20 protein-coding genes are annotated in these 23,366 nt (G+C 68.9%); 14 read left to right on the plus strand and 6 right to left on the minus strand.

Annotated features, from left to right (window positions below; translation table 11 throughout):
• The first annotated feature begins 4 nt into the window (after nt 1-4).
• Both ACFWPH_RS32145 and ACFWPH_RS32150 read left to right on the plus strand, forming a co-directional pair.
• Nucleotides 5-1,018 (plus strand): histidine kinase, encoded by a 1,014-nt coding sequence (locus tag ACFWPH_RS32145; protein ID WP_378756018.1) that lies wholly within the window; start codon nt 5-7, stop codon nt 1,016-1,018.
• Entirely contained in the window at nt 1,015-1,674 is a 660-nt protein-coding gene (locus tag ACFWPH_RS32150; protein WP_378756019.1) for a response regulator, read from the plus strand. Before ACFWPH_RS32145 ends, ACFWPH_RS32150 begins: the two co-directional genes overlap by 4 nt.
• 93 nt (nt 1,675-1,767) lie before the next feature.
• Here the strand turns inward: ACFWPH_RS32150 and ACFWPH_RS32155 are convergent, their stop codons facing one another.
• From ACFWPH_RS32155 to ACFWPH_RS32170, 4 genes are all read right to left on the minus strand, one after another.
• On the minus strand, nt 1,768-2,208 hold the full coding sequence (locus ACFWPH_RS32155) for an SgcJ/EcaC family oxidoreductase (protein ID WP_378756020.1): 441 nt from the start codon (nt 2,206-2,208) through the stop codon (nt 1,768-1,770).
• 45 nt (nt 2,209-2,253) lie between these two features.
• The gene (locus tag ACFWPH_RS32160) at nt 2,254-2,796 is read right to left on the minus strand and encodes a YaeQ family protein (RefSeq protein WP_378756022.1); all 543 of its coding nucleotides are present in this window, start codon (nt 2,794-2,796) and stop codon (nt 2,254-2,256) included.
• Between the two features lie 189 nt (nt 2,797-2,985).
• Entirely contained in the window at nt 2,986-3,345 is a 360-nt protein-coding gene (locus ACFWPH_RS32165) for a cupin domain-containing protein (RefSeq protein WP_378756024.1), read from the minus strand.
• Complete coding sequence (locus tag ACFWPH_RS32170) at nt 3,342-4,136, minus strand: class I SAM-dependent methyltransferase (protein WP_378756025.1); 795 nt, start codon at nt 4,134-4,136, stop codon at nt 3,342-3,344. Before ACFWPH_RS32170 ends, ACFWPH_RS32165 begins: the two co-directional genes overlap by 4 nt.
• Nucleotides 4,137-4,213: 77 nt before the next feature.
• Between ACFWPH_RS32170 and ACFWPH_RS32175 the strand changes: the two genes are divergently transcribed.
• From ACFWPH_RS32175 to ACFWPH_RS32190, 4 genes are all read left to right on the plus strand, one after another.
• A complete protein-coding gene (locus ACFWPH_RS32175; protein WP_378756026.1) occupies nt 4,214-4,864 on the plus strand; it encodes a transcriptional regulator in 651 nt (216 codons plus the stop codon).
• Nucleotides 4,865-5,029: 165 nt separating this feature from the next.
• A complete protein-coding gene (locus tag ACFWPH_RS32180) occupies nt 5,030-5,512 on the plus strand; it encodes a hypothetical protein (RefSeq protein ID WP_378756027.1) in 483 nt (160 codons plus the stop codon).
• 15 nt (nt 5,513-5,527) lie between these two features.
• Entirely contained in the window at nt 5,528-6,268 is a 741-nt protein-coding gene (locus tag ACFWPH_RS32185; RefSeq protein WP_378756028.1) for an ABC transporter ATP-binding protein, read from the plus strand.
• Entirely contained in the window at nt 6,265-7,068 is an 804-nt protein-coding gene (locus tag ACFWPH_RS32190) for an ABC transporter permease (protein WP_378756029.1), read from the plus strand. The genes ACFWPH_RS32185 and ACFWPH_RS32190 overlap by 4 nt, the downstream gene beginning before the upstream one ends.
• 100 nt (nt 7,069-7,168) lie before the next feature.
• Here the strand turns inward: ACFWPH_RS32190 and ACFWPH_RS32195 are convergent, their stop codons facing one another.
• Together ACFWPH_RS32195 and ACFWPH_RS32200 are read right to left on the minus strand one after the other, a co-directional pair.
• A complete protein-coding gene (locus tag ACFWPH_RS32195; RefSeq protein ID WP_378756030.1) occupies nt 7,169-7,831 on the minus strand; it encodes an MspA family porin in 663 nt (220 codons plus the stop codon).
• A 66-nt stretch (nt 7,832-7,897) separates the two neighbouring features.
• Nucleotides 7,898-8,545 carry an MspA family porin gene (locus tag ACFWPH_RS32200; RefSeq protein ID WP_378756031.1) on the minus strand — a complete coding sequence of 216 codons (648 nt, stop codon included), beginning with the start codon at nt 8,543-8,545 and terminating at the stop codon, nt 7,898-7,900.
• A 496-nt stretch (nt 8,546-9,041) separates the two neighbouring features.
• On the opposite strand from ACFWPH_RS32200, the gene ACFWPH_RS32205 reads away from it, so the two are divergent.
• The 8 genes from ACFWPH_RS32205 (at nt 9,042) to ACFWPH_RS32240 (ending at nt 23,294) form a co-directional block, all read left to right on the plus strand.
• Nucleotides 9,042-10,067, plus strand: a complete 1,026-nt coding sequence (locus tag ACFWPH_RS32205; protein ID WP_378756033.1) for a FecCD family ABC transporter permease — start codon at nt 9,042-9,044, stop codon at nt 10,065-10,067.
• Nucleotides 10,068-10,069: 2 nt separating this feature from the next.
• Nucleotides 10,070-11,146, plus strand: coding sequence for a FecCD family ABC transporter permease (locus tag ACFWPH_RS32210; protein ID WP_378756034.1), 1,077 nt, complete (start codon nt 10,070-10,072; stop codon nt 11,144-11,146).
• 81 nt (nt 11,147-11,227) lie between these two features.
• Nucleotides 11,228-12,016: an ABC transporter ATP-binding protein gene (locus ACFWPH_RS32215; protein ID WP_378756071.1), complete on the plus strand. Its 789-nt coding sequence runs from the start codon at nt 11,228-11,230 to the stop codon at nt 12,014-12,016.
• 150 nt (nt 12,017-12,166) lie between these two features.
• A complete protein-coding gene (locus tag ACFWPH_RS32220) occupies nt 12,167-19,747 on the plus strand; it encodes an amino acid adenylation domain-containing protein (RefSeq protein ID WP_378756035.1) in 7,581 nt (2,526 codons plus the stop codon).
• 78 nt (nt 19,748-19,825) lie between these two features.
• Nucleotides 19,826-20,824, plus strand: a complete 999-nt coding sequence (locus ACFWPH_RS32225) for an ABC transporter substrate-binding protein (RefSeq protein ID WP_378756036.1) — start codon at nt 19,826-19,828, stop codon at nt 20,822-20,824.
• Complete coding sequence (gene entS / locus ACFWPH_RS32230) at nt 20,821-22,125, plus strand: enterobactin transporter EntS (RefSeq protein ID WP_378756037.1); 1,305 nt, start codon at nt 20,821-20,823, stop codon at nt 22,123-22,125. The genes ACFWPH_RS32225 and entS overlap by 4 nt, the downstream gene beginning before the upstream one ends.
• Entirely contained in the window at nt 22,125-22,961 is an 837-nt protein-coding gene (locus tag ACFWPH_RS32235; RefSeq protein ID WP_378756072.1) for a siderophore-interacting protein, read from the plus strand. The genes entS and ACFWPH_RS32235 overlap by 1 nt, the downstream gene beginning before the upstream one ends.
• 90 nt (nt 22,962-23,051) lie before the next feature.
• Nucleotides 23,052-23,294 (plus strand): phosphopantetheine-binding protein, encoded by a 243-nt coding sequence (locus tag ACFWPH_RS32240; RefSeq protein ID WP_280413931.1) that lies wholly within the window; start codon nt 23,052-23,054, stop codon nt 23,292-23,294.
• Nucleotides 23,295-23,366: the final 72 nt, after the last annotated feature.

Here is a 23,366-nt window from a genome sequence, read left to right on the forward strand (position 1 = left end):
GGTCATGGACCGTCCGGGAAGTGGTATCGGCCTGTTCCGGCGGCACACCCGGACCCCGGCGGATGCGCTGTTCCGGCGGATCTTCCTCATCAACGGACTGGTGTTCACGCTGGGCACGCTGGTGCTCGCACTGTCACCGGCGACGGTGTCGTCTCGGGTGCGGTTGACCGAGATACCGGTGCTGGCGGTGGGCCTCGCGGTCATCCTCGCGGCCAACGCCTTCCTGCTGCGGACGAGCCTGGCGCCGCTGGACGAACTCATCGCCTCCATGCGGCGGGTCGACCCGTTGCGCCGCAGCGGCCGCGTCGACGGCCGGGGCAACGGCGATCTGGCCCATCTGATCGATTCGTTCAACGCCATGGTCGACCGGCTCGAAACCGAGCGGGCAACGGCCAGCGCCTCCGCCCTGGCCGCTCAGGAAGGCGAACGGCAGCGTATCGCCCGCGAACTGCACGACGAGATCGGGCAGAGTCTCACGGTGGCGTTGCTGTCGATGAAACGGGCCGCCGACCGCGCACCCACCGATGTGGTCGATGTGCTGCACGGTGCCCAGGAGACGGTGCGCGGCTGCCTGGACGAGGTCCGCGGGATCGCCCGGCGGCTGCGCCCCGATGTCCTCGACGATCTCGGGCTGTCCAGTGCGCTCAGCGCGTTGTGCAGTGAATTCTCCTCCACCGCGGGGATCGGGGTGCATCGCGAGGTCGACCGGAACCTGCCGCGGCTGCCGCCGGATATCGAACTGGTCTGCTACCGAGTGGCGCAGGAGAGTCTGACCAATATCGCACGCCACGCCGATGCCGGCCGGGTGGGGCTGAGCCTGCGCGTCGGCGAGGAGGCGCTGATACTGCGAGTCACCGACGACGGTCGCGGCGGGGTCGCCGAGGACGGTGCCGGGATCCGCGGGATGCGCGAACGCGCGCTGCTCGTGAGCGCCACCCTCACCATCGATTCACCACCCGGACACGGCACGGTGGTCTGTCTGACCATCCCGCACCGCGGGGAAGGGAGTGCGCCATGACAGCACCGGCACCGGCCCGCATCCTGCTCGCCGACGATCACGCACTGGTCCGGTCGGGGCTGCGGATGATCCTCGACGCCGAACCGGATCTCACCGTGGTCGCCGAAGCCGCCAACGGACACGAGGCCGTCCAGCAGGCCGGAGCCGTACCCATCGATCTCGCGATCCTGGATATCGCCATGCCCCGGCTCACCGGTATCCAGGCCGCCCGCGAGATCAACCGCATCACACCCGGCGTGCGGATCCTGATGTTGTCGATGTACGACAACGAACAGTATTTCTTCGAATCCCTGCGGGTCGGCGCCTCCGGCTACGTGCTGAAATCCGTCGCCGACCGCGATCTGCTCGAAGCCTGCCGCGCCACTCTGCGCGGCGAGCCCTACCTGTATCCCGGCGCCGTGAATTCCCTGATCCGCGAATGGCTGCAACGCGCGGAACGCGACGAACCGGTTCCGCAGACACTGCTCACACCGCGCGAGGAGGAGATCGTCAAACTCGTCGCCGAGGGGTACTCGTCGCGCGAGATCGCCTCGGATCTGGTGATCAGTGTGAAAACCGTGGACCGCCACCGCGCCAACATCCTGCAGAAATTGGGCCTGCGCGACCGCCTCGCCCTCACCCGCTACGCCATCCGCGCGGGTCTCATCGAACCCTGATCGCCGGATCGCGCCGGGCGTCTTCCTATACGGGCGATTCGGCGGCGGACCGGCCACACCCTGGGCGGCCCGGACGCCCGGTGTTCGCGCTCGCTACGCGCCGGTTCCGCGGCCCGGGGTGAAGTCGTCGAGGCCGTTGGTCCGCGTATTGTGCGCGGCCCTGATGAGCCATCGGCCCTGGCGTTTCACCATGATCAAGGTGATCAGGCCGGTGCGGTCCTCGGTCGCTTCCGCACCCGGTAACCGATGCTCAGGCCAGCTCCAGCGGGTGTGGACCAGGGCGACCTCGGGCGTGAGCGCGGCGATATCCAGCACCTGCTGGGTGTAGTTCTTCTTCTGCCGTAACACCGGCTCGGGGACGTCCTTGTGGCCGTCGATATTCTCCTGGCGGGTGCGCCACCAGATTCCGCGATGCGTGATGAAATCCGAGTCCTCGGTGAAGTAGGTGCCCCATTCGTCCATGTCGTGGCTCGTCCACAGCGCGGTATGGGTCGCGAGCGTCGCCCTGATGGTCTGTTCGTCGTCCGGATGCATACGACAACTCTGAAACCTGAAGTGGACTTGATGTCAACAGCGGGGTCAGGGGAGCCGGTGCTCGTCGATCGGGCCGGCGAGATCGGTGCCGTTGAGTTCGAGGTAGAGCTGTCGTTCCAGCACCGACAGCGTGGCCGTATTGCGGCGTTCCAGGGCGGCGGCCGCCGCGTCGACGAAGCTGCGGTCGAGGCTGTAGAGCGGGATGGACTCCGCCCGGTGGATCCGTTTCCCGGCCAGCCCCGCGAGGACCTTCGCGGGGTCGCGATGGGTGTAGACGGCGACCCGGCCGGCGAGTTTGCTGCCGCGATGGACCCGTTCGGCATCGGGGGCGCCGACCTCGATCCATGCGGTGATCTGCCCGGTGAGATCGCGGACCAGCACGGCGGGTTCATCGGTCGAGGACACGCCGCCGTCGCTGAACGCGATCCCGTCCTCGTATTCGAGGCAGTACGCCAGCAGCCGGGTGACCAGGAATTCCGCGGTTTCCGACGGATGCCGGGCCAGGCGCAACTCCAACTCCTGATAGACGCCGCGATCGACGTCGGAGAGCTGGACTGCGAAGGTGTGCAGAGTCGCGCCGATAGCCATAGGCAGGTCAGCCTAATACCCGGGCCGGCCGATGTGGCCATGCGTATGGCCCGGCACTCACGGTCCGCGCCACGCACCGGCGGGCCCCCGTACGCTCCGGCAGTGGCCGTGGGGAGTCCGAATTCGGAGCCTCCGGTGGGCGATCCGGGCCCACGGAAGCGTTCCGAGGGCCCGGCCATGGGGCGTGTGTCAGGAAGGGGCAGGACCGGGTACGTTGCGGTGCAAGACGACCTGCACCACCGAATCGTCGGCCGCGGTGAGCCGGTGCATCAGGCCTCCCTCGATATGGAGCATCGATCCCGCCGCGAGCCGGTGGGTTTCCCGGCCGGCCGGGGTGTCGACGTCCAATTCGATATCGCCGCTGACACATTGGACGAAAATCGGACCGGGGGCGCGGTGTTCGTCCAGGATCTGACCGCGGCGGAAACTGATCCGGACCATGGTGAGGCCGCTACCGCTCAGCAGTCGCCGGGCGTGCGGTGCGGCGCCGTCGCGGGGTGTCCAGTCGGTGGTGCCGGTGGCTACGGGGCTGGTGGTCGTCTCGGTCATGCGTGTGGCTTCCTGGCGATGATTTCGATGGCGGTGAGATGGTCGCGGTGGCGGTTGAAGGTGGCGCGCATATCGAGCACGCGGGTGCGGGCGGGTTTGTCGCGCAGGACATTGCGCACGATCCGGGCGGTGCCCAGTAGGCCCTCGTCGGCCAGGACACGGCGCGGGCGCAGCAGCGCCATGGCGGCGAAACCCACGGTTTCGATCTCGAACCCGCCCGCGACCAGCAGCGCGACCCATTCCTCCCGGGTCAGCGGCCGGGCATTGACCTTGATCGAGCGGGCGAGCGCTTTACGGATATCGGTTTTCACGCTGTCGGGCAGATCGTCGGGTGCCAGCGCCATTTCGTGGACGGCATAGCGGCCGCCGGGGCGCAGGACCCGGAACGCTTCGGCGATGATCGCGGATTTGTGCGGATCGGTCTGCATGGTGAGCATGGCTTCGCCGACCACCGCGTCGGCGGATCCGGAGTCCAGGCCGGTGGCCGCCGCATCGCCCCGGACCACCGTGCCGGCGTCACCGATCGCGGCGGATGTCAGCAGGGCCGCGGCGTCGTCGGCCTCCACACCCCGGTAGCTCGCCGGACGCCGGCGCAGGATCTCGGTGGCGGTCTTCCCGAGCCCGGGGGCGAGTTCGACGACATCGGCGCCGGTCAGCCGGGCGTCGTCGAGCATCCGTTCGGTGAGTTCGCGCCCGCCGGGGCGCAGAATGCGTTTACCGAGCCGGGCCAGTAACCAGTGGCCGGGTAGATGCGCGGAATCGCGCTGTTCGTAGGGGAGTGGAGTGTTCATGCGGGCTCCTGGCTGCCGGGTCGGCGGTTCTACAATTCATTGCGGGGGAGTGATCGGGTGGTGTGAGGAGGAGTGCGATGGCCGGGGCGCGGAAGCAGCGCGACAGGGTTCTGGCGCTCGTCCGGGATTCGCTGGAACCGCTGGACGCGCCGGTGATCGCGCGCACGCTCGGTATCCACATCACCACCGCGCGTTTCCATTTGAACGCGCTGATCGACGACGGCCTGGTCGAAGGCACCTGGTTGCCGTCGGCGACGGTCGGTCGGCCGCGTAAGGGCTATATCGCGGTGGGAACCGACCCGATGGCGATGGTGCTGGACGCGTTGCTGGCCCAGCTCGGTGACACACCGGAGCTGCGCCGCGCCGCCGGGGCCGCGGCCGGCCGGGCCTGGGCCGACGGCCTGACGGGTATCGCGGCGCCGGACGACGAGGTGCCCGATCCGGTCACCGTGGTGGCGACGACGCTGAACCGGCTGGGATTCCAGATCGCTTCCACGGTATCGAGTTTCGGGGTGCACGAGATCCGGATGTGCAACTGCCCGCTGCGGCGTATCGCGCGGGGCGCACCGGAGATCGTGATCGGTATCCAGCAGGGTCTGATCGAGCGGGTTCTGGAACGGTACTCGGCGGCTCTGGCGGCGCAGTACGACGTAGATATCACGCCGGACGCCGCCGGTGAGTGCGGTATCACCCTGCGGTTGAGCAGCCGCATACCGAGCGCGAACTGAATCGGGCATCGTCTCGCCTCCTTCCCGGCGTGTGCCGCCAGCTTGTGCACTGCTCATTTAAATGAGTATTGACCCAATCAATTAGGCTACGCTAACTTGCTGGTGTCAACAGGTACTTTAGCCGACCTCATCGGTTGTCACTGCATCATCTCCAGAGGTAAATAAATGAAGACTCACCGTATCGCTGCCCGCGCCGCGGCCGCCGTGGTCGCGGTCGTGGCGATCCTGACGGGTTCCGCGCTGCTGTCGGCCCCGGCCGCCTCCGCCGAACCCGGCGAATACCGGATCACCAGCGACGTTCCCACCCTGGCGGAACTGAACGCACAGATCCGGTTCCTGGTCGCCACCTCCGCATCCGACGAGGCCAAGGCAGCCAATCTGGAAGGTGGGATGGACGCGGTGGTCGTCCCGCGCACCGTCTACCGCCTGGGACTCTTCCGTGCCCCACTCGGATCCAGTGAAGTGACCGGCCCAGAAACCCATACCGCCACCGAGCACACCGCGATGCTGCGCACCAGCTCCTCGGGCCGGCCGGCGCTGGCCGTGGAGGTCACCTGGAAGCGCATCGACGGTACGTGGAAACTTGCCAACAGCTCGCTGTGCGCGGGCGTGGACGCGGTGGGGTTGTCCATCCCGTGCACGTTCTGACCGGGGTCGCGGGCGATGATCGAACTCCGTGACCTCGCCGTGGGTTTCCCGGGCAGGACCGTCCTGGAGGTCGAGTCGATGACCGTCCCCGACGGTGCGCTCACCTGCCTGCTCGGACTCAACGGCACCGGAAAGACCACCCTGCTCCGTGGTATCTGCGGGATCATCGCACCGGCCGCGGGGACGGTGCGGGTCGACGGACAGCCGGTGCGCGCGCACCGCGAAACCCCGGCGACCCTCGGGATGCATCTCGACTACCGGGCGTTCGATCCACGCCATACCGCCCGGCGGCACTTGCGCTGGATCGCCCGCGCCCGCGGTAATCCGCGCGGACGGGTGAACGAGGTACTGGACACCGTTCACCTCACCGAGGTGGCCGACCGGCGCCTCGGTCACTATTCGCTCGGCATGCTGCAACGCGCCGGGATCGCCGCGGCCCTGCTGCCGGCGCCGCGGACACTACTGCTCGACGAACCGTTCAACGGACTGGATATCGCGGGCATTCTCTGGCTGCGCCGGTTACTGCGCGAGCTGGCCGACGCCGGCACCTGCATCCTGGTCACCACACATACCCTCGACGAGGTCGAACGCACCGCCGACCGGGTGGTGGTTCTCGGCAGCGGCCGCGTACTCGCCGACGACACACTCACCGGACTGCTGCAATCACGCCGCCCCGGTGAGGCGGCGCTCGAGGACATCTACCTCCGGATCGCCGGTCTGCCCGCCGAACCGCAGCGGATCGGCGGGCGGCCGTGAACACCGCGGCCCTGATCTGCCGAGGTATCACCGCCGAATGGACGCGTACAGCCGGACGCGGTTTCCTCTGGACGGCCGCGGTACCGCTGGCGCTGGTGCTGCCGCTGCTGGTCACCTTCGGAATCGCCGCGGTCGCCGAAAGATTCGCGACAGTTCCCGGGCAGTTGGAGGTGATGTCGGTACCCACCACGAACTCGGTGTACTGGGTGATCACGCTGGCGGTTTCGGTACTGACCGTGACCGCGGCCTACGCCCATGCCGCCGCGCAGCAGGGCCGCACCAGTGATCTCGCCGCCTTCCTGTTCCCCCGGTCCTGGACAGCGGCGCTGGCGCGCTGGATTTTCTACGGCGCCGTCGCCGCGCTGGTCACGCTGATACTGGTAGCGCTGATCATGACGGTCCTGCCGCTGCGCTTCCCGCACGTCTACGGCGCGGTCGATATCGGCAGCCCGGCGGGCATCCGGTTCCTGTGGGCGGTGCCGCTCTACGCGTTCATCGCCTGTGGGATCGGTATTGCCGTCGGCTCGCTGGTACGCGCTCCCGCGGCAGCCGTGGCGGTGGTGCTGTTCTGGGTGCATCTGGCCGAGAATTCGATCAGCCTGCTGCCCAACGGTTATGCCCTGCAGGCGTATGCGCCGTTCCTCAACGGGGTGGCGGCGACCGGGCAGGAAATGGCTTTCCTCCCGCGTTTCGGGCCGGCCGGTTCGCTCATCTATTTCCTGGCCGTCGCCCTCGTGCTCTTCCTGCTGTCCGCGGTGCTGCGGGCGGCCGCGCACCGGTCGCGCGGGCGGACCCGCTGAACCGCCCGGGCGGCGGCATACGCTCGCAGCCCGGCCGCGGGACGACGGTAGCCCCGGCCGAAAAGGCCGGGGCTACGTCGATTCTGCGGACCGTGCTCGATCAGCCGAGGCTGAAGGGCTGGCCCCAGACACGGAACTCGGAGGTGCCGTTATCGGTGGCCACCTCGACTCGCACGAATGCGCGGGCCTGGGCGTAGCCACCGCATCCGTTGAGGGCGATGGTGCTGTCGGACCAGGTCACCGAGCCGCTGGGGCCGGTGAACTTGGTGGCGAACGTATGGCCTTCGTTGCCGTACACGTCCGGCTTCTCGATATCGAGGAGCAGGAACGAGGTGGCCTGGCCGGGGCCCAGGGTGAGGTTGCCGCCGGTGCTGAGCTTGCCCGTGACGGTGTCCCCGTTGGTGGTCGCGTCGGCACCGCCGTTGGCGCCACCGCCGCTGATATCGACCTGGCAGCCCACGACATAACCCGGGGTGATCTTGGTGCCGTTGTGCTTACCGTGCACCTCGACCTGCGCGCTTGCCGAGACCCAGGCGTTGCGGTGCAGCGGAGTGGAACCCATGGAGGGGTTGATCAGCGCGGATTCGTGGGCGATCCGCGCGGTGACGCCGAGCCCGTTGGGCAGGGTGTGGTGGAGTTCGGCGCCGGGCAGCGGCACGAACGTATCGGCGTTGGCGGCGCCGGTCGAGAACAGACCGACAGCGGCGGCGGCCGCGGCAGCGACGCTCGCGATGCGCACGGCGCTCTTCTTCACTACAGACATGAGATTTTCCCTCTCGGAAGAGATATTCCGTTCAGCGACGGATTGATCGACCAGTGGTGACGAGCGTCAGCCGATGCTGAACGGGGCTCCGTACAGGGTGGACTTGGAGTAGTGGTCACCGATGATCTCGAGAACCGTGTAGGACCGGGCCTGGGCGAAGCCGCCGCAGCCCTCGATGTTCATCTCGACATCCTTGTAGTCGATCCAGTACGGACCGGGCTTCTTGATGTCGACGCCCTCGATGTGGACGAACTTCACTTCGCCCGGTCCGAGCTTCACACTCAGGGATCCGCTGCCGCCCAGGGACGAGGTGCTCAGGGTGCCACCGATACCGGCCTGGAAGGCGTTCTCGGCGATGCTGACCTGGCAGCCGACGATGTAGCCGGTGCTCAGCCGCGAGGAGCCGTGGGTGGAGGAGTTGTTGGTACCCGGCGAGTTGGTCGGGCCCTTCCACGGTCCCGGGTCGCCCTCGGGGGTCTGCGTGACGTCCGCGTGAATCTGTCCGCTCACCCAGGCCACCCGGCCCGCGCCGTTGGCCGACATGGACGGCGAGATCAGCGCGCTCTCGTTGACGCGGGCAACCTTCCCGTTCGGGCCGGCCTTCTCGCCGCCCGGCAGCGGCACGAAGGTGTCCGCGGTTGCCGTTCCACCGGCAACGCCGAGTACCGCCGCCGCCGTCATCGCCGCGCCGGCAGCAATCCCTTTGATGTTCATCGTGTGTCCCTCATGGTCTAGCGAATGTCGCCGGATGCGGCCGCAGCCGCGGGAGCCGGCGAAAGCGGCAGCACGGAATCCCGGATCGGGACGCGCGAAAACGCGGGTCATGTCCGGTTGCTGCGCACTCGCAGGTGAAATCCGGTGGGTACGGAATGCCCACCGGCGGTTCGGATCGTCTCAGCCTGGGCGATCAGGTGACGAAATACTGCGCCATCAATTCCCTCATCCCTGTGTATCTCTGACAACCCGGCCAGGTATGGCCGGTGGTCACGCGCCGGGACGGAGCGGATGGGGAGGCGATACAGCCGGCAGCGGAGTGCATCCCGTCATCCTTTCGCTCCTCGGCACAGTCTGTTGCTAAGCCTGTTCAGGTTAGGTTAGCCTGCGCTCACTATAAAGGTTGGTTAACAAAATTTGTGAGCTATGACCGTGACGTATCTCATATACGCCGGGAAGGGACGGATTCGATGCACAGTTCCTGTAGCACCGCGTCATGACGGCCGGTTCGTCCTATGAATACCACACCCGGGTCTCGGTCCGCAGGTGGATGGGCTGGTTACTTGCCGCCGCCTTTCTGATACTTGCCTGCGTACTCAGCCTGGTGGTGGGGGTCAAGCATATTCCGATCACGGAGATCATTACTGCGCTGTGGCAGCCCGGCGGCTCGCCGGACGACCTGATCATCAGCGAATACCGGCTACCACGCACCCTGTTGGGCCTGCTCGCGGGTAGTGCGCTCGGGATCGCCGGATGCCTCATGCAGGGGCTGACGCGCAACCCGCTGGCCGACCCCGGGCTGCTCGGGATCAATGCGGGTGCGGCCTTCGCGATTGCGGTCGCGGTGGCGTATCTGGGCGCCAGTGGTATCGCCTCCTACGTCTGGTTCGGATTCGCCGGCGCGGCGGTAGTGTCGGTGGTGGTGTACCGGCTGGGGACCGTCGGTCGCGGTGGCACCGACCCGATTCGCCTCACCCTGGCCGGCGTCGCGGTGACAGCCGTGCTCACCGGTATCACCAAGGGGCTGATCCTGCTGAATTCGAGCGCCTTCGAAGAGATGCGGCAGTGGGACGCCGGTGCGCTGACCGGCCGCGGCTACGACGTCCTCGCCGGTGCGACCCCCTTCATCCTCATCGGGATCGTGTTCGCCGCCGTCGCCGCCCGCTCGCTCAATGCCGTGGCACTCGGCGACGATATGGCGCGTGCACTCGGCGTACATGTGACACGGACCCGCGCGTTCACCGCCCTGGCGCTGATCCTGCTGTGCGGTACGGCGACCGCGGCGGTCGGGCCGATCACCTTCGTCGGCCTGGCGGTACCGCATATCGCCCGCTGGATCGTCGGTCCCGACTATCGCTGGATCGTCGCCTATTCGCTGCTCCTCGCGCCGACGCTGGTGCTCTTCGCCGACGTGCTCGGCCGCATCGCCATTCCGCCGGACGAGATCGCGGCGGGTGTGGTCACGGCCTTCCTGGGGGCGCCGGTACTCATCTGGCTCGCCCGTCGTTCGGAGATGAGGTAGTCGTGACTCTGCGTGAAAAACCGCGGATCGGCGCCGTCGCGAGTGTCGACTTCGGCCGCACGGTCCGCGTGCTGCGGCTGCGCCGCCTCACGGCCCGGTTCGGCGTACGCAGCGTGGTGGTGTCGGCGGTACTGCTCGTCGCCGCCTGCGTCGTTTCGCTACTGGCGCTGGGTACCGGGGATTTCGATATCCCGCCCGACCGGGTGCTGCAGGCGCTGCTGGGCAGCGGGGTCGGCACCGACGAACTCGTGGTGCTGGAGTGGCGGTTCCCGCGGGTACTGATGGCACTGGTGCTCGGCGCGGCGCTCGGAATCAGCGGCGCGATCCTGCAGTCGGTGACCCGAAACCCGCTGGGCAGCCCCGATATCGTCGGCTTCAACAATGGTGCGTACACGGGCGCATTGCTGGTCATCCTGGCCGGTGGCGGGTACTACGCCACCGCGGCCGGTGCGATCGGCGGTGGGCTGGTCACCGCGCTGGCGATCTTCCTGCTCGCCTTCCGCCAGAACATCAAGGGATTCCGGCTGGTGATCGTCGGTATCGGTATCGGCTCGATGCTGGCTGCGGCCAACACCTGGCTCATCCTGCGCGCCGACCTCGATACCGCCATGTCGGCCGCGGCCTGGGGGGTGGGCACGCTGGACGGGCTGACCTGGGCCGAGATCACGCCGGCGCTGGTGGTGCTGGCCGTGCTCGCTGTCGCGGTGGTGCCCGCGGCGCATCAGTTGCCGATTCTGGAACTGGGGGACGATGCGGCGCAGGCGCTGGGGATCCGGGTGGGCCGGGCGCGGTTGCTGCTCACCATCCTCAGTGTCGCGTTCACCGCTGTCGGCACGGCCGTCGCGGGACCGATCGCCTTCGTGGCGCTGGCGGCCCCGCAGCTGGGCCGCCGATTGGCCCGGACGCCGACCACGGCGCTGCTTCCGGCGGCGGCGATGGGGGCGTTGCTGCTGGCGGTCTGTGATTGGATCTCGCGCCGCGTATTCGCGCCGACCTCCGTGCCGGTCGGTGTGGTGACGGCGTCGGTCGGTGGTGCATACCTGGCTTATCTGCTGGTGGTCGAGGCTCGACGGAACTGAGGAATCTTCGTGGACGAAAAACTCGAGCGCAGCGAATCTGCGCAGCAGGCCGTCACACCGCCCGCCGCCACGGACGCCCGGCTGCGGGCCGACCGGCTGCGGTTGGGCTACCGCAACCGGGTGATCAGCGACGAACTCACCGTCGATATCCCCGACGGCACCTTCACCGCGATCATCGGGCCGAACGCCTGCGGTAAATCGACGCTGCTGCGGGCGTTGTCGCGGCTGCTGGCGCCCGAATCCGGCGCGGTACTGCTGGACGGTAAGGCGATCGGTTCCTATCCGGCGAAAGAGGTGGCCCGCAGTATCGGGTTGCTCCCGCAGAGTTCGACCGCGCCGGAGGGGATCCGGGTCGCCGATCTGGTGGCCCGCGGCCGGTATCCGCACCAGTCGCTGGTCCGGCAGTGGTCGCGTCACGACGAAGAGGCGGTGGCCGCGGCGATGGCCGCCACCGGGGTGACCGATCTGTCCGGGCGGCTGGTCGACGAATTGTCCGGTGGGCAACGGCAGCGGGTGTGGATCGCGATGGTGCTGGCCCAGGAGACGCCGATCGTGCTGCTCGACGAGCCCACCACCTTCCTCGATATCGCGCACCAGATCCAGCTGCTCGACCTGTGCCGGGAACTCAACCGGGATACCGGCCGGACCGTGGTCGCGGTGCTGCACGATCTCAATCACGCGTTCCGTTATGCCGATCATCTGATCGCCATGCGCGACGGTGCGGTGGTCGCGGCCGGGCCGCCGCGGGAGATCGTCACCGCGGAACTGGTGCAGAAGGTCTTCGACCTGGGCTGCCGGGTGATCGACGATCCGGAAACGGGCACGCCGCTGGTGGTTCCGCTGGGGGAAAAGGCGGTCCGGGTGGGCTGATCACCGGGGCCGTGCGCAAAGTCCGACTACAGTCAAGATGTTTCACTTTAGTAAAGGTTAGGCTAACCTCAACTGTGGTCGTGTGTTGTGCCGCGGTGTTCCCACCGGTGGCACGGCAGGCGAAAGTGGTTCACAGCGAAGGGAGTTGCCGTGCCGGCGGCAGTGCAGAACGCGTCGACGATCAGCGGTACCGGACTACCGCTCACCGGCCCCCAGCTGGGAATCTGGAATGCGCAGCAGTTCGATCCGGAATCCGGCCGCTACCTGGTCGGCGAGGTCCTCGAAATATCGGGCTCGGAGCCGATCGATATCGACGCGCTGGCCGAGGCCATTGCGTCGACCGTCGCCGAGGCCGAGAACATGCGGCTGCGGTTCCGCGATACCGATTCGGGCCCCCGGCAATTCGTGAGCAACGAACCCGCCGTCCTGCGTCCGATGATCGACCTGCGGGGTGCGGCCGACCCGGTATCCCTGGCCCATGAGGCCGTTGCCCTCGAACGGCACGAGGCCGCCCAACGCTGCCGGGGAATGGTCGATCGGCGGCTGTACAACTACACGCTGATCCGGCTCACCGAATGCGAAGTGTGGTGTGTGCAGCTCTACCACCATCTGATCGTCGACGGCTACAGTGCGGCCCTGCTGTCGCGCCGCGTGGCCGCGCACTACACCGCACTGCGCCGGGGCACCGAACCCCCCAAGGCCACCTTCGGCACCATCGCCGACCTGGTGGCCGACGAGCAGGCCTACCGCGAGAGCGAACATTTCACCGCCGACCAGCAGTATTGGCGCGACCAGCTCAGCCCCGCACCCACGCTGGACGGGCGCGGTACCGCGCTCGGCGGCGCGGTGGAACGCACGATCCGTGCCGAGGCGATCCTGCCGGTCGCCACCCTGGACCGGCTGCGCCAGTGCACCGAGCGTTACCGGATCACCTGGGCGGACGGGCTGATCGCCTGCTACGCCGCGTATATCCAACGGCAGCTGGGCAGCTCCGATGTCGTGCTCTCGATGCTGATGATGGGCCGCGTCGGGCGGGTCGCGCTGAGTACACCGTCGATGGCGGTGAACGTGCTGCCGCTGCGGCTGGCCGTGCACGCACACGAGACAGTGGGCGAATTGGGCGTCCGCGTGGCGGAATCGCTGCGCGAGATGCGTAAACACCAGCGCTACAGCGGTGCCGATCTGGCCCGGGACCTGAGCGGATTCGGTGCCGGCGAGCTGTTGCACGGGGTCGGGATCAACCTGAAGGTTTTCGATTTCGCGCTCGACTTCGACGGCGCCAAGGGGGTGCTGCGCAATGTGGCGGGCGGGCCGCCGGAAGATCTGGGCCTGGTCGCGACCCCGCTGCCCGATAAATCCGTACTGCTGAACTTCGAATGCGATGCCCGCACCAACGATCCGGAGACCGCCTATCGCCGCATGGCCGGGCTGGTCCGGGTCATCGAGGCGTTCACCGAACTGGACAAGGTGCAGGTCGGCGCGCTGGAGCTGCTCGACCGCGACGACCGCGCCCGGCTGCTGGCACAGCGTCGCGGGCCGGCGGCCGCCGCCGGCACCGAGCTGGTTCCGGCGGCGCTGGACCGGATGGTCGCCGAATACGCCGGCGATACCGTGCTGGTCGCCGGCGCGCGGCGATATACCGGTGCCGAACTGGGCGCGCAGGTCTATCGGCTGGTCCGGTATCTGCGCGACCAGGGCGTGCGCCCGGGCGACCGGGTGGGTGTCGCACTCCCGCGCACGGCGGATCTGGTGGTGGCGCTGCTGGCCGTCTGGCGGGCGGGCGCGACCTATCTACCGCTGGACCCGGAACATCCGGCGGCGCGGCTGCAGACGATGATCGACGACTCCTCCCCGGTGCTGGTCCTCACCGACAACGCGCTGGTAAACGAACTCGATTGCCGCACAGTCGCAGTGGACGGTGACGAGGTTCGCGCGGCGGTACAGGACTACCCGGACAGCCGGCCGGCCGATGCTGCCGTCCGCGGCGACCACGCCGCCTACGTGCTCTACACCTCCGGATCCACCGGCACCCCCAAGGGCGTGGTGATCGACCACACCGCCCTCGCACAGCTGGTCGCCGGGCATCGGTCCGGTATCTACGCCGAAACCGTCGAGCGGGCCGGCGGCCACCGGCTGGCCATCGCCCACACCACCTCGTTCGCCTTCGACGCCGCGCTCGACCCGCTGCTGTGGCTGCTCGACGGGCACCGGATCCACCTGTACGACAGCGCGGTCCGCCGCGACCCCGCCGCGCTGGTGGCCGCTTTCGGCGCGGACGGAATCGAGGTCGCCGACGGCACCCCCACGCTGGCCGCCGCCCTGTTCGCGCACGGGCTGGCCGAGGTGCCCCCGCAGCTGCTGGTCCTCGGCGGTGAGGCCTGCCCACCGGACCTCTGGCAGCAGGTGCAGACCGCCGGGATCACCGCGGTCAACCTCTACGGGCCCACCGAGGCCACGGTCGACGCCATCGGCGCACCCGTGCGCGGCACCGATCCGCATATCGGGGTGCCGCTGCCCGGTGTGCGGGCCTACCTGCTGGACAACGGTTTACAGGTGGTTGCGGACGGGCGGCCCGGTGAGCTGTACCTGGCGGGGGCCGGGATCGCGCAGGGCTATCTGGGCCGGCCCGGGCTGAGCGCAGACCGTTTCGTCGCCGACCCGTTCGGCCCGCCCGGCGCCCGGATGTACCGCACCGGCGATCTGGCGCGCTGGATGCCGGGACAGGGCTACTTCTATGCGGGCCGGGCGGACGCGCAGATCAAGATCCGCGGGCACCGGATCGAAATCGGTGAGGTGGAAGCCGCATTGAGCGGACTGCCCGAGGTCGTCGCAGCGGCCGCGGATATCCGCGAGCTCGCGGGGCGGCCGAGCCTGATCGGTTACGTGGTCGCTACCGGCGAAGCCGCGGCGCAGGTACGTGACGGCGCCGCGGATCTGGGCGCCCGGCTGCGTAACCGGCTGGCCGATTCGCTACCCGACCCCATGGTCCCCACCCGGATCGAGGTGCTCGGCGAACTCCCGTGGACCGTGAACGGCAAGGTGGACCGGCCGGCGCTACCCGATCCGGTGGAAACCACCGGTGGGCGGGCGCCGGCGACACCGGCCGAACAGGCGATCGCCGAGGTGGTGGCCGAACTGCTCGGCCGCGAGAGCGAGACCGTCGATATCGACGACGATTTCTTCGGCGCCGGCGGCGACAGCATTACCGCGATCGGTGTCTGCGCGAAACTGCGCGAGCGCGGTTTCGTCCTGGCACCGCAGGATCTGCTGACCCGCCGGGGTCTCGCCGACCTGGCGGCCGCCGCAGAACCCGTCGCGGTTTCGGCGGATACCGGCCCGGAGCCCGCGCCGCGTGCGGAAACCGTCACGATCGCGCTGCCGCCGCAGGGTCTTGCGGAACTCGCCGCCGTGCACGGGCCGGTCGCCGATGTGCTGCCGCTGTCACCGTTGCAGGAAGGGTTGCTGTTCCATGCGTTACGCGACGGCGCCGCGGACGTCTACACCCTGACGGCACGTTTCGAACTGTCCGGCCCGGTGGGCCCCGGCCGGCTGGCGTCCGCCTTCACCGAAGTACTGCACCGGCACCCCAACCTGGGTGCCGCCTTCCACTACGACCAGGTCGATCAACCGATCCAGGTGATCCCCCGCGAGCCGCGGGTCGCATGGCGGGTCGAGGATCTGCGCGATCTGCCGGACGCCGCGGACCGCGCGCTGGCGCTGGAGCAGGCCGCGGGCGCGGAACTGTTCGATATCGGCGATCCGCCGCTGCTGCGCGCACTGCTGATCCGGCTCTCCGATACCGTGCACCGGCTGGTGCTCACCGCCCACCACCTGCTGGCCGACGGCTGGTCGATCCCGATCGTGCTGCGCGAGATGCTCGCCCGCTATCACGGTGAGGAACTGCCCGAACCCGGCTACTACGGCACCTATCTGGCGTGGCTCGCCGCCCGCGATACGGTCGCGGAGACCCGCCGCTGGGGCGATTATCTGGCGGGGCTGGAGGCGCCGAGCCTGATCGGTGCACCCGGACCGCGTTCGGCCGCGATCGGGTTGCCGGTGCCGCTCGCCGAAGACACCGCAGCCGCGCTCGAATCCGTCGGCCGGGCCCACGGGCTCACGATGAACACCCTGCTGCAGGGCGCCTGGTCGATGGTGCTGGCCGAACAGCTCGGCCGGACCGATGTGGTGTTCGGTGCGGTGGTGTCGGGCCGGCCCGCCGAGCTGCCCGGGGTGGGCGGCATGGTCGGGTTGTTCAGCAATACGGTTCCGGTGCGGATGACCCTCGATACCGGGCGGCCGGTCGCCGAGCAGTTCGCCGCCTTCCAGCAGACCACGCTGGGGCTACAGAACCAGGGCTATCTGGGCCTGGCGACCGTGGAACGTGCCGCGGGGGTCGGGCGGCTCTTCGATACGCTGGTCGTCTACGAGAACTTCCCCAAAACCGGTGTGGCGCCGAAGGAAACGCACGAGGTAGGCGTGGCCGACGTCGCCGTGCACAGCCTCACCCACTATCCGGTGACCGTGACGGCGCTGCCCGGCGACCGGTTCCGGCTCATGCTGCACTACGCGCCGGGCGCGATCGAGGAAGCGCACGGACAGCGGATGGCGGCGCGGCTGGGCGCCGTGCTCACCGCGCTGGCCGGCGATCCGGCGGCCACCGTGGGCGCCCTACTCGACGGCACCCGGCATCCGGACAGTCACGGTGCGACGCTGGCCGATTGGACGTCGCACACGGAGATCGATCCCGCCGCCCCGGCGCTCACCGCCGAGGGGATCACCATCTCCTATCGCGAGTTCGACGAACGCGCCGATCGCCTGGCCCGCTGGCTGATTTCCCAGCGGATCGGCCCGGAAACGGTGGTGGTGGTCGCGATGCGGCGCTGCGGTGAGGCTGTTGTCGCCGCCCACGCGATCAGTCGCGCCGGTGGGGTCTACCTTCCGGTGGACCCGGGGCAGCCCGCCGAACGGCTGGACACGATTCTCGCGACCGCGGCTCCGGCGCTGGTCCTCACCACGAGCACCGACGATTTCGCGACCGGACGGGCACCTGTCGTCGCCACGGACGCCCTCGACCTCGCCCCTTTCGCGGCGGGTGCGCTCAGCGACGCGGACCGGCTCGCGCCGCTGCGCCCGGACAACGCCGCCTATCTGCTGTTCACCTCCGGGTCCACCGGTGTGCCGAAGGGCGTATCGGTGAGCCACGCGGCCATCGTCAACACCTTCGCCTGGCTGCAGGAACAGCACCGGTTCGGGCTGGGTGACACGATGCTGTACCGCACCCCGGCCACCTTCGACGCCTCGCTGCTGGAGATCTACCTGCCGCTGCTGGTGGGTGCCCGGATCGTGCTCGCCCGGCCCAACGGTCACCGCGACCCCTACTACCAGGCCGAACTCATGGCCGACGAGCAGGTCACCGCCGTGCAGATGACCTCCTCCATGCTCACCACCATGGCCGAGGAAAGCGACCTCACCGGGTGTTCCGCGCTGCGTTGCGTATTCACCGGCGGCGAACCACTACCCCCGGCGACCGCGCAGCGGTTCCGGGAAGTCACCGGCACCGAGGTGAACAACCTCTACGGCCCCACCGAGGCCGCGGTCTGCATCACCTATCACGTCACCGACGACACCGATCTGGAGACGGTCCCCATCGGCCGCCCACCCGGCGGCGCCGGGGTGCGCGTGCTGGACGAGAAGCTGCGGCCGGTACCGTTCGGCACGGTCGGCGAGCTCTACCTCACCGGCGTGCAACTCGCCCGCGGCTACCTGCACGAACCGGCGCGCACGGCACACACCTTCGTCGCCGACCCCGCCGGCAGCGGTGAACTCATGTACCGCACCGGTGATCTGGTGCGCTGGGGCACCGACGGCGAACTCGACTACATCGGCCGCACCGACAGCCAGGTGAAACTGCGCGGCCAGCGGATCGAACTCGGCGATATCGAATCGGCGGTCCTGCGCCGCCCCGAGATCGCCCAGGCCGCAGTGATCCTGCGCGAGGATATTCCTGGCGACCAACGTCTGGTCGCCTACCTGCGAGCCCGCTCCGGCGCCACCGTGGACACCGAGCAGCTGCGGGCCGCGCTTCGTGACGTGCTGCCCTCCTACATGATTCCCGCGGCGTTCGTGGAGCTCGACGAGATTCCGATGACCGTCAGCGACAAACTGGACCGCAAGGCGCTGCCTGTGCCGGAATACCCGGTGGACGTGGCCGCCGCACCGGTCGCGACCCAGGCCGGCGGACCGGGCGTGCCGGCCGTAGCCCAGGCCGCCGCACCGGAGGCGCCGGCCGTGCCTCGGGACGGCGCACCAGGGGCACCGGGGGCGGCCCCGGCTGCCGGTGCGGGTATACCGGCGTCGCCGCAGTCTTCCGGTGCGGGTGTACCGGCCGTGTCCCATGCTGCCGTGCCGGTTGCGCCGGTCGTGGACCCCGCTGCCACGGGTGCAGCGGCGGCGAATCCGGATATGCCGGCGGCAGGTCCGGATGTCTCCGCGGCGAATCCGGGCGTTCCGGCCGTGGCACCGGGAATGCCGGCCGCGGCTCAGAACATGGCGGCCGCGGCTCCGGGAGTACCGGTCGTGGCGCCGGATGCGTCGACGGCGGTTTCCGGTGAGCCGGCAGGCCTACCGGGAGTGGCCGGTGCGATCACCGCGGCCATGGCCGCGGTGCTGGGTATCGCGGCGATCGGGCCGGATGACGATTTCTTCGCCGCCGGCGGTCATTCCCTGACCGCTGTGCGGTTGGTCGGGCGGTTGCGCCGCGCCGGATACGGGGTTGTCGTCGACGACGTTTTCGAGGCGCCGACCGTCCGCGCCCTCACAGCACGTATCGAAGGTGCGACACCGGCGCGCGAAAACGGGTTCGCCGACGCGGGTTCCGTTATTTCGAATACCGCAGCGCCGAATACCGCAGCGCCGAATACCGCAGCGCGGGAGACCGCCGCGTCAGGGGTCCCAACACCGGAGACCGCCTCCACGAAGCCGGTGTCCGAGGAGATCGCCATGCTGGGCCGCCGCCTCGACCATGTGCTGCGGTTACGCGACCGCGGCGCGGCCGAGCCGCTGTTCTGTGTGCATCCCGTAGGCGGAACCGCCTGGCAGTTCGCCCCGCTGGCCCGGCGGCTGCGCGCCGACCGGCGGCTGGTCGGGCTGCAGTTACCTGCCCTGCGTGGTGTGGATTCCGGGGCCGCGACCATCGACGAACTGGCCGCCCGCTATCTGGAAACCGTGCGCGAAATCCAGCCGGAGGGCCCGTATCACCTGCTGGGCTATTCGCTCGGCGGCAATATCGTGCACGCTATGGCGGCCGCGCTCACCGCGGCCGGTGCGGAGGTCGCGTTCGTGGGCCTGGTCGATTCGCATCCGCTGGCCAATCTTGCCGAACAGGCTGCCGGGGCGCTGGCCGATCCCGCCCGGCTGGACCGGCTGCTTCCGGAACTGCCAGAGGACGCCCCGGATCTCGCCGCGCTCATCCGCGGTGCCGCGGGCGAACTGCTGCGGATGGTCACGAAATCGGCGGCACCGCGGTACTCCGGCCCGATGGCGCTCTATGCCGCCGACCCCGGTGAGGAGCAGGACGCCCCGCGCGTCGCCGCCCAGCTGGCGGGCTGGCGGGCGGCCGGCGCCCGGATCATCCCGCGCCGCCTGCCCTACACCCATTTCGGGATCGTCGCCGACGACGGCTGGGCCGAGGTTGCCGCGCTGCTCGATACCGACCCGGCGTTGCGGACGTGACCGTGCGGCCCGGCCCCAGAGACTCTGCCGCGGCACCATCCGGTGCCCCGGTAGTTCGAGAAAGAAAGTGAAACACCTATGTCGCTGTTATCCCACAGCCGCTTCGCGGCCTGGCTACATGCTGTAGTCGGTCTGTTCGTCGCGGTCGTCGCGGTCGCGGGCTGTAGCTCCGATGCCGAGCCTGCCGCCGAAGCCGGGACCCGGCCGATCCAGACCGAGAAGGGCGCCGTCGAGGTGCCGGCCGACCCGCAGCGGGTCGTGGTGCTCAACGGCGCCCTCGCCGGCTACCTCTACGACCTCGATGTGCCGGTGGCCGCGGCGGATACCCGGGTTCTCGGCGTCACCGACCGCAGCGGAAAGTTCCCCCCGACGTGGGCGGATGACGCGACCGAACAGGGCACCCAGGTCGTGCCGATCGGGCAGAGCGTGAACGTGGAGTTCGTCGCCTCGATGCAGCCCGACCTGATCATCGGCGGCGGCCAGGGTTTCCCGGCCAAACAGTCGGTGGACGCCTACGACCAGTTGAGCGCCATTGCGCCGACCGTGCTGGTGCCCGGTGATGTCACCGACTGGCAGGGGCAGTTGAAGTTGCTGGCCGATGTGGTCAACAAGGGCGACAAGGTGAACGAGCTGATCACCGCCTACGACGACAAGTTCAAGCAGGTCGCCGAGACCGTGAAGGCGCCCGAGCAGCAGATCGGCTACTTCCAGTCCGCCGCCGACGGCAAGCCGAAGATGATCCTGCCGAACGCCGCGCTGCCGACGCTGTTGGCCGAACTGGGCTTCAAGGCCGACGAGCAGGTTGTGGCCAAGGCCGGTAACCCGGAGATCAACCCCTCGGCCGACTGGTTCAACTTCAGCCCCGAGCTGCTGACCAAGGTCGTGGACCAGCCCGTGGTGATCGTGGTTCCGCTCAGCGGTGCCAAGAGCGCAGCCGATCTGGCCGAGGACCCGATGTTCGCCCAGCTGCCCGCGTTCAAGGACAAGAAGGTCTACGAACTGCCGGCCACCAGCTACCGGCCGGACTACCGCGGCGTGATGAACACCCTCGACCTGATCCAGGAGCAGTTCAAGTGAGCGCCACCGCCGGCCTCCTCATCGATATCTCCCCGTTGCGGGAGAGCCGGCGGTTCCGCTGTGCCTTCGGCGCGCGGCTGATCTCCGTACTCGGCATCGGGCTGCTGATGGTGGCCCTGCCGGTGCAGGTCTACGAACTCACCGGGTCGAGCCTGCACGTGGCCGGAGTGTCGACGACCATGGCGGTCGCCCTGTTCGCCGGAAGCCTGGGCGGCGGGGTGATCGCCGACCGGTTCGACCGGCGCACGGTGATGCAGTGGTCGCGGACCGCGGCGGGGCTGGCGTTCCTGGCCCTGGGCCTCAACGCGATCTTGACCAGTCCCACGCTGGCGGTGATCTACGCCGCCGCCGTCGTGGACGGCCTGGCGGGCGGGGTGAGCGGTTCGGCCATGATGGCGCTGGTGCCGATGCTGGTCGAGCGCGCGAAGATGCCGGCGGCCGGCGCATTGATCACCCTGACCTCGGATCTGGGCACCATGATCACCCCGGCCATTGCCGGTGTGCTGATCGCCCAGATCGGTGTCCCGTTCGCGTTTTTCGCCGCCGCCGCGGCGACCGCGGCCACCGTGGGCCTGATCCGGGCCATCGGCGCCGCCCCGCCACCGGCGCGTGATCTGCGCAATCCGCTGGTGGAAATGGGGCAGGGGATCGGTTTCGCGATGCGCCACCGCGTGATCCGCGCGGTATTGGTGAGCGGGCTGCTCGCCATGCTCGTGAGCGGACCGCTGGTGTTGCTGCCGGCGTTCTCGGATCAGGCGCTGAATGCCGGTCCGGCGACGCTGGGCCTGCTCTACGCCGCGCCCGGGGCGGGTGCGGTACTCGGATCGCTGACCAGCGGCTGGATCGGCCGCTCCCGCCGCAACGGTCTCGCGCTGCTGGTCTCGCTGGCGCTCATGCCGCTGGGCCTGATCATGGCCGGTGTCTGGCCGCAGGTGGCGTGGAGTTTCCTGGGCTTGGCCGCGTTCGGTATCGCCCGGGCCGTGAACAACATCCTGCGGTACGCGGTACTGCAGCAGCATTCGCCGGAGGATATGCGCGGCCGGTTGTCGAGTCTGCAACTGGTGCAATCGGTTACCGGGACAGCGCTCGGGTCGATGGCGGCCGGTGTGATCGGCGGTCTGGTGGAACCGGGTGCCGCCCTGGTGGTCTACGGCGGTGCGGTGCTCGTACTGCTCGTACCCACCATGGTGTTCCTGGCGCCGCTGGCCCGGCTCACCGCGCCCGGCAAACCCGCCGGGCCACCGGTGAAACCGCCGGTGGAGCCCACCGGAATCGCGGACAAAGGAAAGGACGGTGTGTGATGGATCGCGGTGCCTACCGTGAGCGGATCGCCGAGGTCATGGCCGGCTCGCACGGGGCCAAGGTCGGTTATCCGATCGAATTGCGGGAACTCGAGGTGATCCGCACGCAACAGGTGGGTGCGGGCCTGCTCCGGGTCACCTTCGGCGGTCCGCAGCTCACCGGATTCCACAGCTATGTGCCAGACGAACACGTCCGCGTGGTCTTCCCGGATACCGACGGCGCCCTGCGCCTGCCGGTGAAAGACGGTCTCTCGCTGGAATGGCCCGCACCGCGGCCGATCTCGCGGGAATACACGGTGCGCCGCTACGACGCCGATGCGGGCGAACTCGATATCGAATTCGCGCTGCACCCCGGCGGGCTCGCCTCCGACTGGGCACTGGCCGCCGAACCGGGGGACCGTATCCATATCGCCGGCCCGCCCGGCGGTGTGGTGGTGCCGGAAAGCTACGACAACTACCTGTTCGCCGGGGATATCACCGCGCTGCCCGCGATGGCCCGGTGGCTGGAACGGTTGCCGCGCGAGACCAAGGGCTGGGTGTTCGTCGAGGTCACCGACGCGAGCCAGGAAATCGAGATCGATGCGCCGGCCGGGTTCGAGATCCAGTGGCTGCACCGCGGCGAGGCCGCCCCGGGGACCGGGGATCTGCTGGAGAAGGCGATTCGCACGGTCACCGTGCCCGACGGGCAGAACGTGTACGCGTGGGTGGCCGGTGAGGCCGGGCAGCTGCGCCCGATCCGCAAATGGGTCCGCAGCGAACTCGGTGTCGGGTCGAAGGACTGCCTGATCGCGGGCTATTGGAAACACGGGATCGCGAATTTCGACGGCGAGGAATAAGAAAGAGGACCCGACACGATCGGGTCGAGCGCGGAGGAGGCAGCGCAGCGTAACCACGCAGCGCTCCCGATGATGTCGAAAGGACACAGCATGACGAACGACGCAGCGGCCGTGACCGGGCGCGACCGCTTCATCCAGGATGTCGCCGAAGTGATGGGCGTACCTGCCGCGGAACTGTCCACCGATACCAATCTGCTCGACGCCGGGCTGGATTCGGTGCGCATCATGCAGCTGGTGGAGAAATGGCGGTCGGAGGGTCATGAGACCGTCGATCCGATGATGCTGGCCGGGGACCCCGTATTGGAGTCCTGGCTGGAGGTGCTGTGCCCGTGACCGGGCACCGGGGAGAGGAAAGGAGGAGGCGGGGTGGGTACCGGGAGGACCCCCTGGCGCGTGTCTCCCCCC

Origin of the sequence: Nocardia sp. NPDC058499, from assembly GCF_042719915.1 — a bacterium.
Lineage (GTDB): Bacteria > Actinomycetota > Actinomycetes > Mycobacteriales > Mycobacteriaceae > Nocardia.

What these genes read in the sequence shown, in the direction of transcription:
- ACFWPH_RS32175 (WP_378756026.1), top strand. Translation starts at nt 4,214, where the DNA reads ATGGCCGGGGCGCGGAAGCAGCGCGACAGGGTTCTGGCGCTCGTCCGG.
- ACFWPH_RS32185 (WP_378756028.1), top strand. Translation starts at nt 5,528, where the DNA reads ATGATCGAACTCCGTGACCTCGCCGTGGGTTTCCCGGGCAGGACCGTC.
- ACFWPH_RS32235 (WP_378756072.1), top strand. Translation starts at nt 22,125, where the DNA reads ATGGATCGCGGTGCCTACCGTGAGCGGATCGCCGAGGTCATGGCCGGC.
- ACFWPH_RS32155 (WP_378756020.1), bottom strand. Translation starts at nt 2,208, where the DNA reads ATGCATCCGGACGACGAACAGACCATCAGGGCGACGCTCGCGACCCAT.
- ACFWPH_RS32170 (WP_378756025.1), bottom strand. Translation starts at nt 4,136, where the DNA reads ATGAACACTCCACTCCCCTACGAACAGCGCGATTCCGCGCATCTACCC.
- ACFWPH_RS32165 (WP_378756024.1), bottom strand. Translation starts at nt 3,345, where the DNA reads ATGACCGAGACGACCACCAGCCCCGTAGCCACCGGCACCACCGACTGG.
- ACFWPH_RS32195 (WP_378756030.1), bottom strand. Translation starts at nt 7,831, where the DNA reads ATGTCTGTAGTGAAGAAGAGCGCCGTGCGCATCGCGAGCGTCGCTGCC.
- ACFWPH_RS32150 (WP_378756019.1), top strand. Translation starts at nt 1,015, where the DNA reads ATGACAGCACCGGCACCGGCCCGCATCCTGCTCGCCGACGATCACGCA.
- ACFWPH_RS32205 (WP_378756033.1), top strand. Translation starts at nt 9,042, where the DNA reads ATGACGGCCGGTTCGTCCTATGAATACCACACCCGGGTCTCGGTCCGC.
- ACFWPH_RS32200 (WP_378756031.1), bottom strand. Translation starts at nt 8,545, where the DNA reads ATGAACATCAAAGGGATTGCTGCCGGCGCGGCGATGACGGCGGCGGCG.
- ACFWPH_RS32145 (WP_378756018.1), top strand. Translation starts at nt 5, where the DNA reads ATGGACCGTCCGGGAAGTGGTATCGGCCTGTTCCGGCGGCACACCCGG.
- ACFWPH_RS32225 (WP_378756036.1), top strand. Translation starts at nt 19,826, where the DNA reads ATGTCGCTGTTATCCCACAGCCGCTTCGCGGCCTGGCTACATGCTGTA.
- ACFWPH_RS32240 (WP_280413931.1), top strand. Translation starts at nt 23,052, where the DNA reads ATGACGAACGACGCAGCGGCCGTGACCGGGCGCGACCGCTTCATCCAG.
- ACFWPH_RS32160 (WP_378756022.1), bottom strand. Translation starts at nt 2,796, where the DNA reads ATGGCTATCGGCGCGACTCTGCACACCTTCGCAGTCCAGCTCTCCGAC.
- ACFWPH_RS32180 (WP_378756027.1), top strand. Translation starts at nt 5,030, where the DNA reads ATGAAGACTCACCGTATCGCTGCCCGCGCCGCGGCCGCCGTGGTCGCG.